Consider the following 622-nt stretch of genomic DNA (forward strand, 5'->3'; position numbering starts at 1 on the left):
AACCAGTTGTTCCTAATGTACCAGGCTACAAACCATACTTGCCAGATCCAAAAGATCCAAGCAAACCAGGTAAACCAGTAGAACCAGGAAAACCAATCACTCCTGAAAACCCAGGTGAAGACACACCAATCATCTACGTACCAATCGTAAATGATGTGAAGAAACCAACTAAACAAACAGTTAAGTTTGAAGGAGCAGGCGATAAGACTCCAGGAGACAATGTCCAAGATGACTTTACATTTACTGGTAAAGAAAACAAAGCTTCTGGAACTACAACATGGAATGAGAAGAGCCATACTTACGGTAAGGTATCTGTACCAGTAATTCCAGGTTACTACGCTGATAAGACAGAAGCTGGTGGTAAGACAGTTACTCCAGAAAATCCTGAAGCAACAGATACAGTTACTTACAAACCGCTTGGTAGCTTGGTTCCGAAATCTGATGATCCGAAATTCCCATCAACACCAGATGTGAAATATCCAAATGATCCAAAAGATCCAAGTAAACCAGGTCAACCAGTTGTTCCTAATGTACCAGGCTACAAACCATACTTGCCAGATCCAAAAGATCCAAGCAAACCAGGTAAACCAGTAGAACCAGGAAAACCAATCACTCCTGAAAA

Annotated in this window: 1 protein-coding gene; it reads left to right on the forward strand. The window is 41.3% G+C overall.

Features of this window, described 5'->3' with window-relative positions; all coding sequences use genetic code 11:
- The coding region (locus QM887_RS09920) for a mucin-binding protein (protein WP_414271441.1) at window positions 1–622 on the forward strand (622 nt) is incomplete at both ends.

Source organism: Streptococcus infantis (assembly GCF_047460875.1).
GTDB classification, from domain to species: Bacteria; Bacillota; Bacilli; order Lactobacillales; family Streptococcaceae; genus Streptococcus; species Streptococcus infantis_AA.